7 protein-coding genes and 1 pseudogene are annotated in these 9,094 nt (G+C 59.3%); 2 read left to right on the top strand and 6 right to left on the bottom strand.

Features of this window, described 5'->3' with window-relative positions; genetic code table 11:
• The 4 genes and pseudogenes from BMY45_RS27120 to BMY45_RS27105 all read right to left on the bottom strand — a co-directional run.
• A pseudogene (locus BMY45_RS27120) lies at nucleotides 1-518 on the bottom strand (hypothetical protein); the annotation flags it as partial.
• A gap of 215 nt (nucleotides 519-733) precedes the next feature.
• Entirely contained in the window at nucleotides 734-1,522 is a 789-nt protein-coding gene (locus tag BMY45_RS27115; protein WP_092403473.1) for a DUF2182 domain-containing protein, read from the bottom strand.
• Nucleotides 1,523-1,524: 2 nt separating this feature from the next.
• Entirely contained in the window at nucleotides 1,525-2,160 is a 636-nt protein-coding gene (locus BMY45_RS27110; protein WP_092403475.1) for a DUF1326 domain-containing protein, read from the bottom strand.
• Nucleotides 2,161-2,464: 304 nt separating this feature from the next.
• Nucleotides 2,465-3,427, bottom strand: a complete 963-nt coding sequence (locus BMY45_RS27105) for a zinc-binding dehydrogenase (protein WP_092403471.1) — start codon at nucleotides 3,425-3,427, stop codon at nucleotides 2,465-2,467.
• A gap of 139 nt (nucleotides 3,428-3,566) precedes the next feature.
• Here BMY45_RS27105 and BMY45_RS27100 point away from each other — a divergent pair, with 139 nt between their 5' ends.
• Together BMY45_RS27100 and BMY45_RS27095 are read left to right on the top strand one after the other, a co-directional pair.
• Complete coding sequence (locus BMY45_RS27100; RefSeq protein ID WP_177193401.1) at nucleotides 3,567-5,645, top strand: carboxy terminal-processing peptidase; 2,079 nt, start codon at nucleotides 3,567-3,569, stop codon at nucleotides 5,643-5,645.
• 130 nt (nucleotides 5,646-5,775) lie between these two features.
• Complete coding sequence (locus BMY45_RS27095; RefSeq protein WP_092403467.1) at nucleotides 5,776-7,563, top strand: bifunctional diguanylate cyclase/phosphodiesterase; 1,788 nt, start codon at nucleotides 5,776-5,778, stop codon at nucleotides 7,561-7,563.
• A gap of 110 nt (nucleotides 7,564-7,673) precedes the next feature.
• On the opposite strand, the gene BMY45_RS27090 is transcribed toward BMY45_RS27095, so the two are convergent.
• Together BMY45_RS27090 and BMY45_RS27085 are read right to left on the bottom strand one after the other, a co-directional pair.
• The gene (locus BMY45_RS27090; RefSeq protein ID WP_092403465.1) at nucleotides 7,674-7,982 is read right to left on the bottom strand and encodes a contact-dependent growth inhibition system immunity protein; all 309 of its coding nucleotides are present in this window, start codon (nucleotides 7,980-7,982) and stop codon (nucleotides 7,674-7,676) included.
• Nucleotides 7,979-9,094, bottom strand: a 1,116-nt coding sequence (locus tag BMY45_RS27085; protein ID WP_143071715.1) for an RNase A-like domain-containing protein, incomplete at its 5' end; no start/stop codon positions are given. The genes BMY45_RS27090 and BMY45_RS27085, both read right to left, overlap by 4 nt.

The raw sequence follows: 9,094 nt of genomic DNA, 5'->3' as shown, positions 1-9,094 counted from the left end.
TAATGAAGAATGGTGACATCCACCCCGGCATCCGCTTCGATGGGGCCGACACCGTTGTCGATAATCTCCTGGGCAATCGTGTAGCGCAGCCCCGAATGCCCGGGGGTTGTCGGGTCATCATCGTAGCCGCCAGGGCGGAGCAGCTTGACCAGAATTTTCTGCGGTGGCGAGTCCACGGGGATTTGCCCCAGGCGGGTCACGCTGTAGAACACCGGCTCGGCATCGCCCTCCAGGATAAAGCCCCTGTTGAGGTGAATCCGCAGCCGATCGGGGGGATTGGCATCGATGGTGTCGGACCAGACCGGGGTTTGTGTATTGTTCCAGTAGAAGGCGATCGCGTCCCCGTCCCCGTTGGGAAACCAGAGGTCGACGTAGCACTTCAAACCGTCTTCGACCAGCGCAACCCCGATGCCGCCGGCGTAGTCTTCGAACGCGGGGGCTATGTTGGGGATATGCAGAGGATCAAGGCGTAATGAGCTGTCGCTGCCTGCTTCGGCAGAGCCGGATGACTTTTTCATGGAAACACTCTTGCGTCGGGTGTTTCGCCGCAGAGGGGGCGTGGCCTACAACCGTCGGGTTATTAACGGGCGGATGAGGTGTTGCGTCTACTGTCAGGAATGACAGTTCGAAGGGATAAGCAGGGCCTTTTATCGGGCAGCGCCTCCGGGGGCGAGGTCTGCTGTTTCAAAGCTGTATGGCCTCCATCATCGCAAGCAGGCTCCCACAGGTTCAGCTAGCCCAGCAGCAACCACAGGCCCCAGCCGAGCAACAACACACCGCAGATGCGACTGAGCCAGAGTCCCTGCGGCAGGTTTTTCTCCAGCAGGATGAAGGCGCCGATCACTGCGACCCAGAGCAGGTTCATCACGCCGACCACAAACAACAGGCCCATCAGCGCCCAGCAACAGCCCAGGCAGTAAGCGCCATGGGCCAGACCCATGCGCCAGCCGCCGAGCACGTCGGGGCGCCAGTAGCTGAGCAGAAAATGCAGCGGACCGCGACAATGCTCAAGGCAGACCGCCTTGCTTGGCAGCCACTGATAGACGCCTGCGACCAGCAGCAGGCCAGCGCCCAACGCGGTACTGCTGACGCGCATCCCCGGACTGAGCAGAGTGAGCTGCTCGAGGGCCCATTGCAGCGCCGTGGCGCCCAAGGCGAAACCAACCCAGACCAGGCCATAGGCACTGCAGAACAGCAGCAGGGCCAAGTGTCGCTGCGGTGTCGGCATGCGCTTGCGCAGCATCTGCTGGTAGATCAACAGCATAGGCAGGGCGCTGGGCAGCATCATGCCGATCATCATCACCACCCACATGGCGAACATCAGCAGCGCATCGCCCAGGCTCCAGGGCATGAGCATACCGGCCATTGCCGCATCGGCCATACCGCCCGGCGCGCTCATGTCGCGGGCCATCTGCAGCAGTATCAGCCAGGCCAGGGCAGTCAACGCGAGCAGGCAGAGCAGGAACAGCAACTGCTCGCCTGTCAGTCGCTTGCTCTGCGTCACCGCCTGAGGCTCTGCCATCTTTACGGCTCTATGCCATGACCGGTGAAGTGCACGTGGGCGAGGTGGCTATGACTGCCCTGGGATTGTAGTTTGAGGGCTGAATGCGTCTGGTAGCTGCCGCTGGCGACTTCAGCTTCAAGGAACTCGAAGCCGTCAGGCAGGGACAGGCGGGCTCGATGCGGTGAACCGTCGATGGGGCTGCGGATCGGCTCGCCGCTGGCCTGCAGCACGCCGGGAATGTCCAGGTGCGCCAAGCGTTGATCGACATCGATGGACAGGGTGATGGGCACGAACTGCGGTTCGAACATTTCACTCATGGTGCTGCTGAATATCTGAAACACGTTGGCTCCGGGATCGCTCTCCAGGCCAGAGAGGATGGTCAGCAGGGCCTGGCGTTGCGCCTCGTCGGCGCGTTCATCGATGAACACCTGACAACTGCCGTTGCCCTCATGGATGGCGCCTGGCCAAGCGAAAGTGGCGGCCCAACACAAACCTCCCAACGCCACCTGATTGAAATACCCCTGCTCCACTCGCATCGACGCCACCGCATGGCAGTGCCCATGGGTCGGTGGTGCATTGAATTGACACGGACAGCCCCAGTTGCAGTTGCAGGCAATGAATTCGACGCCCTGCATGCGCCATTCGGCGATGGCCATGATCAACCTCTTCACCTGGTTGGTGAAATGAAAGCTGCGGTTACCCCATCCCTCCATTAGTTAACGCTAGCAGGGCACATGAATCGGATACGCGCTACCGACCAAAGGTCGGCTTGCCCGTGGGTGCCGGCCAGAGGTGCGAGTCATGTCGACAACGGCCTGTAGGAGCTGGCGAAGGCTCGGGCCGCGTTCGGACGATCTTTTGATCTTTCGCTTGAGATTCAAGTGCCAAGGAAAAGATCGCAGCCTCGTTGCACTCGACAGCTCCTACACAGCAGCCACAGGGCACACATAGCTGCCGAAATCAGCTCAGGCTCTCATCGATTATCAGCACCAACTTGCCTGAAACCTTATTGGTTGCCAGCTCCGCGAACGCCGCTTCGGCATCCTTGATCGCAAAGGTCCTGGCCAGTTGCGGGCTCAGGCGTTTGTCGGTGAACAGCGGCCACACCTGCTGCCCCAGCTCACTGATCAGGTCGGCCTTGAACTGATCGTCACGACTGCGCAAGGTCGAGCCGAGCAATTGGATGCGCTTGCCCAGCACTTGCGCCAGATCGAGTTCGGTCGAGCGCCCGCCCATCAAGCCAATCAACACCCAACGGCCGTCAACTGACAAAAGTTTCACGTTCAACGCGGCGTAGTTCGCGCCCACCGGATCGAGGATCACATCGAAAGGGGCGAAGTCATTCAGGCTCTCGAGGCCATCGGTGCGCACCACCCCGCCCTGGGCCCCCAGCGCCTCGCAATAACTCAGACGATCAGCCGAACCGACGCTGACCCAGCACGGGTTGCCGAAGGCTTTGCACAACTGGATCGCGGCCGAACCGACACCACTGGCCCCGGCGTGTAGCAGCACTTTCTCCCCCGGTTTGAGGGCAGCCAGTTGAAACAGATTGAGCCACGCGGTGCTGTAAACCTCAGGCAGCGCAGCCGCTTCAGCCAGGGATAACCCTTCGGGCACCGGCAGGACATGCCGGCCATCGACCACCACCTCTTCGGCCATCCCGCCGCCGGCCAGCAGGGCGCAAACGCGATCGCCAACCTGCCACGAGGAACCCGGTCCAACCTCGCTGATCACCCCGGAGCACTCCAGGCCCAGCACCTGACTGGCACCGGGCGGCGGCGGATAATGCCCGGCCTTTTGTAACAAATCGGCTCGATTCAGACCGGCGGCCGCCACGCGGATGCGAACTTGCCCTACATCACACGTCGGACTTGGCTCATCTGCCCATACCACTTGGCCTTCAACGCCTTGCAATGCTTTCACGGTGCCTCCATAGTGAGTCTCGACTGGGCCCGCTGCTGTAACGCCGGGCTTTCTTGCATTATGCGCCCGGGCCACATGGAACCGGCGACTTCAAAGACGGCCTAATATGCGTTATCAATTGTCCCTGCGTCGAATCAGCATGAAGCACCTGTTCCCCAGCACCGCCCTCGCGCTTGTCATTGGCCTCGGTCTGTTGCCGCTTTCGAGCGATACGTTCGCAGCCAATAGCTGGGACAAGCTTCAGCCTGATCGCGACGAGGTGATTGCCAGCCTTAACGTCGTTGAATTGCTCAAGCGCCATCACTACAGCAAGCCGCCGCTCGATGACGCGCGTTCAGTCATCATCTACGACAGCTACCTGAAGCTGCTTGATCCCTCGCGCAGCTATTTCCTGGCCAGCGATATCGCTGAATTCGACAAGTGGAAAACCCAGTTCGACGATTTCCTCAAGAGCGGCGACCTGAACGCCGGGTTCATCATCTACAAGCGCTATCTGGATCGCGTGAAGGCGCGTCTGGATTACACCCTTGCCGAGTTGAACAAAGGTGTCGACAAGATCGACTTCAATACCAAGGAAACCTTGCAGGTGGATCGCAAGGACGCCGCCTGGCTCAGAAGCACCGCTGAACTGGACGACCTGTGGCGCAAACGCGTCAAGGACGAAGTGCTGCGCATGAAGATCGCCGGCAAGGATTCCAAGCAGATCCAGGAAACCCTGACCAAGCGTTACAAGAACCAATTGGCCCGCCTGGACCAGACCCGCGCCGAAGATATCTTCCAGGCGTACATCAATACCTTCGCCATGTCCTACGACCCGCACACCAACTATCTGTCGCCCGATAATGCGGAAAACTTCGACATCAACATGAGCCTGTCCCTGGAAGGCATCGGCGCGGTGCTGCAGAGCGACAACGATCAAGTGAAGATCGTGCGCCTGGTGCCGGCGGGACCTGCCGACAAGACCAAGCAGGTCGGCCCGGCGGACAAGATCATCGGTGTCGCCCAAGGCAACAAGGAAATGGTCGACGTGGTCGGCTGGCGCCTGGACGAAGTGGTCAAGCTGATCCGCGGGCCGAAAGGCTCCGTGGTACGCCTGGAAGTCATCCCGGCCAGCAATGCGCCGAACGACCAGACCAGCAAAGTCGTGGCCATCACCCGTGAAGCGGTGAAGCTGGACGACCAAGCGGCCAAAAAATCCGTCCTCAAACTGAAACAGGACGGCAAGGACTACAAGCTCGGTGTGATCGAGATCCCGGCCTTCTACTTGGACTTCAAGGCCTTCCGCGCCGGCGATCCGAACTACAAGAGCACCACGCGCGATGTGAAGAAGCTGCTGACCGAGTTGCAGAAGGAAAAAGTCGACGGTGTCGTCATCGACTTGCGCAACAACGGCGGCGGCTCACTCCAGGAAGCCACCGAGCTGACCAGCCTGTTTATCGATAAGGGCCCGACGGTGCTGGTGCGTAATGCCGATGGCCGCGTGGACGTGCTGGAAGACGAAAACCCGGGCGCGTTCTACAAAGGCCCGATGGCCTTGCTGGTCAATCGCCTGTCGGCATCGGCCTCGGAGATTTTCGCCGGCGCCATGCAGGACTACCACCGGGCACTGATCATCGGCGGCCAGACCTTCGGCAAAGGCACCGTACAGACCATCCAGCCGCTCAACCATGGCGAACTGAAGCTGACCCTGGCCAAGTTCTACCGGGTTTCCGGCCAGAGCACCCAGCATCAAGGCGTGCTGCCGGACATCGACTACCCGTCGATCATCGACACCAAGGAAATCGGTGAAAGCGCCCTGCCCGAGGCCATGCCGTGGGACACCATCCGGCCGGCGATCAAGCCGGCGGTGGATCCGTTCAAGCCGTTCCTGGCGCAACTCAAGTCCGATCACGATGCTCGCACGTCCCAGGACGCGGAGTTTGTCTTCATCCGTGACAAGCTGGCTTTGGCGCAAAAGTTGATGCTGGAGAAAACCGTCACCCTCAACGAAGCCGAGCGTCGCGCGCAGCATGCCGACATCGAAGCCAAGCAACTGACCATGGAAAACCTGCGGCGCAAGGCCAAGGGTGAGGAGCCGCTCAAGGAACTGAAGAAAGAGGATGAAGACCTGATCGCCGAGCCGGAAAAAACCAAACCGGAAGACGATGCCTACCTGAGCGAGACCGGTCGTATCCTCATCGATTACCTGAAACTCAACACGGCGATTGCCAAGCACTGACATGATGGCCATTTAATGCTGACGCTCCCCGGAGCGTCATCAAACTGACATCATTCTGTCGTGAAATACAGGACCGGGCGCCCCCTTGAACGGGTGGCGCCCAGTCCTTTTTTTATCGCCAGAGATTGCCATGACCACGACAGAACAGCTGAGTGCCTTGAGTTCAATCCTGGCTCAAAGCGGTTTGCACAGCCTGTTCCAACCCATCATTTGCCTTTCCGAACGGCGCATCGTCGGTTATGAAGCCCTGACCCGGGGCCCCTCCAACAGTCCGCTGCACTCGCCCATCGCCCTGCTCTCCGTAGCCCGCCAGGCCGGACGCCTCAGTGAGCTGGAACTGGCCTGCCGACGCAGCGCCTGCCAACGTTTCAATGAGCAGAAACTGCCGGGCAAGCTGTTTCTCAACGTGTCCCCCGAATCCTTGCTCGAAGCCGCCCACCAGACCGGGCGCACCTTGCAACTGCTGCAAGACTTCGGCATCCCACCCAGCCAGGTGGTGATCGAACTGACCGAACAAACGCCGATCGACGACTTCCAACTCCTGCAAACCGCCCTGCATCATTATCGGGCCATGGGTTTCTCCATCGCCCTGGACGATCTAGGCGCCGGTTATTCGAGCCTGCGGTTGTGGTCCGAATTGCGCCCCGATTACGTGAAGATCGACCGGCATTTCATCGATGGCATTCACCAGGACGCCCTCAAGCGCGAGTTCGTCGGCTCTATCCTGAAAATTGCCCGGGCTTCCCGTGCCCAAGTGATTGCCGAGGGCATCGAGCTGCCGGAAGAACTGGCGGTATTGATAGAAATGGGCGTCGATCTGGTTCAGGGTTATCTGCTCGCTCGCCCGCAGGAGCAGCCATCCCGTGACGCCAGGGCGCTGATGCCCCGGCAGGACGCCGGTGCGGTGGCGTTGACCGACGAAGTCAACGACCTCGGGGCGCTGCTCAACGAACAACCGGCGGTGACCCATGACACGCCAACGGCCACCGTACTGGAGGCGTTTCGGCGCCAGGCCAACCTCAACTCCCTGGCGGTATTGGATGATCAGGACCAGCCCTGCGGCATCGTCCATCGTCATTCGCTTTCGGATGCCTTGCTCAAACCCTTCGCCACCGACCTCTTCGCCCGCAAACCCATCAGCCGCCTGATGAGCGATGACTTCCTGGCGGTGGAACTGAACCAGTCGTTGCAACAGGTCAGCCGCCTCATCACCAGCCGCGCCCGACAACGCATCGAAGAAGACTTCATCATCACCCTCAACGGCAGTTACCTGGGCCTGGGCCGGGTGATCGACGTGCTCAAGCTCATCACCGAACTGAAAATCCAACAGGCCCGCTACGCCAACCCGCTGACCCTGCTGCCGGGCAACGTGCCGATCCAGCAATGCCTGACGCGGCTGCTGCAACAACGACAGGAATCAGTGATCTGCTACGTGGACATCGACAGCTTCAAACCCTTCAACGACATCTACGGCTACGGCCGCGGCGACGAAGTCCTGCTGTGCCTGGCCCAATGCCTGAACGAACGCATCGACCCCAGCCGCGACTTCGTCGGTCACATCGGCGGCGATGACTTTCTGCTGGTTCTCGGCCCGGAAGACTGGCGCAAACGGCTGAATCAGCTACTGAGCGACTTCCAGACCCACTGCCGGCGCTTCTACCGTCCTGAACATCTGGAGGCCGGATGTTTTACCGCGTTGAATCGCCAGGGGGTTCGGCAGGAATTTGCGTTGTTGTCATTGTCGATTGGGGTGGTGCATTTACGCTCGGAGGCTTGTGGGGAGTTGGATGCGAGCCAGTTGGCGGAACTGGCTTCGCAGGCCAAGCATCATGCCAAGGAGATTTTGGGCGGGAGTGTTTATTTGGTTGATGGTTTGGCTGAGCGCGAGCCTTTGGTGGAGGTGGGTTTGTCGGTGTGATGACGGCTACACCGCAGGATTTTGTAGGAGCTGGCGAAGCCTGCGATCTTTTGATCTTGATCTTGATCTTTCGCTTGAGATTCAACTGGCTGGGCTTGGCAAGGCCTTTTTTATGAGCAAGAAATTTTCAAGTTGAGCCTGTTAACGATATGAAGCAACCATGCTTCGCCCGTGTCCCAGGCCTTCCAATAGCTGTAATAACAACTCAACTCTCTCAGCAAATACTCTCTCAACTCCAACTCATTCTTTTTCTTGCTGAGTAGTACATTGAGCTCCTGCTGAACAGCTCTCAGATCCTCAATATCAGACTCTGCTAGAAAAACATCAAGGGCTTGTTCAGCGGTCTCATATTCGACTGTCCAATCTTGGTGGAAATAAGCGCCAAGAAAGTCATGTAGTTCAGGGAAATCTATATTCATACTTCCGGAAATCCTGTTAGCAAAAAATACCCCATTGGTTTTTGTTGGTCTTTCTTCAAGACCAGTAACACTTTTGATGCCGGCAGATAATCGGAGCGACCATTTAGCAAGCTGGTCCCCACTGGCTGGGTGAAAGTATGCCGAATAGTCGTCTTTTCTTTCTTGCCAGCTAAGAATTTTTCGATCCTCCTTTCATTTGCCGCCAATGCCCTCGCTGCTGATAACTCAGCAGTAGACCGATCAGGGAACGTAGAGGCAGCTGGGATATGTGGCTCTGCATCCAGTCTCTGGGCTAACTGTGCATCTGTTCTACCGATATGTTTCTCAATCAAATGCCCTCCTCGAGCCTCATGCGCAGCCAAACCTCCCCCCGGCACAATCTCGCTGAAGGGTCCATCGGCGTCGATATCACCAGGACACTGACATACCAACCCCAACGGATCCACCCACCCCGTCGGGTTCAGGGTGTAGCGATATCCGTTAAGCCCACCCGCCAGTTTGCTCGGGTCGGGCGTCAAATAACGGCCGGTTTCGGGATTGTAGTAGCGGTGCCGGTTGTAGTGCAGGCCGCTTTCGGGGTCGAAGTATTGGCCCTGGAAACGCAGCGGTTGTTCCAGCTGTTCGCCGCCGCCGTGCTGGATCTCGCGGACTTTTCCGTAGCCGTTGTAGCGCGCTGACCAGACGATGGTGCCGCCGTAGTTGGTCAGCTCCTGGGGCGTGCCCAGGTGGTCGAGGTGGTAGTAGAACGGGCAGGCGTTCGGGCCTTTGCCGTCGAGCAGGGCCAGTGGGCGGAAGGTGCCCGGTTCGTAGACGTAGCTGCGGTGGTGGCGCGGGCTGCTTTCGGCGACGACTTGGTCGCCTTGCCAGAAAAATTCTGTGGTCAGGCCGTCCACGGTCTTGCTGATGCGTCGGCCGAAGGCGTCGTAGCGGTAGGATGTTTCGCGTCCGTCCGCCGTGGTGACGCCGATCAGCCGGTGTTGGCTGTCGTAGCGGTATTCGCTGACGAGGCACTGGGCCTTGCCGCGCCGTTCGCGGATCAGGTTGCCGAAGGCGTCGTAGTCGTAGTGGCGGTCGCCCTCCATCAGCAGGCGGTTGCCCTTGAGGGTGGTCGG

The sequence above is a fragment of the Pseudomonas sp. NFACC39-1 genome, assembly GCF_900110355.1.
Classification (GTDB): domain Bacteria; phylum Pseudomonadota; class Gammaproteobacteria; order Pseudomonadales; family Pseudomonadaceae; genus Aquipseudomonas; species Aquipseudomonas tehranensis.
The sequence above is the reverse complement of the archived record's forward strand: the minus strand, read 5'-3'. Positions and strand labels throughout refer to the sequence as shown.

Bases quoted from the DNA above. Each gene is read 5' to 3' on its own strand.
- BMY45_RS27115 (WP_092403473.1), bottom strand. From the start codon at position 1,522: ATGGCAGAGCCTCAGGCGGTGACGCAGAGCAAGCGACTGACAGGCGAG.
- BMY45_RS27095 (WP_092403467.1), top strand. From the start codon at position 5,776: ATGACCACGACAGAACAGCTGAGTGCCTTGAGTTCAATCCTGGCTCAA.
- BMY45_RS27090 (WP_092403465.1), bottom strand. From the start codon at position 7,982: ATGAATATAGATTTCCCTGAACTACATGACTTTCTTGGCGCTTATTTC.
- BMY45_RS27110 (WP_092403475.1), bottom strand. From the start codon at position 2,160: ATGGCCATCGCCGAATGGCGCATGCAGGGCGTCGAATTCATTGCCTGC.
- BMY45_RS27100 (WP_177193401.1), top strand. From the start codon at position 3,567: ATGAAGCACCTGTTCCCCAGCACCGCCCTCGCGCTTGTCATTGGCCTC.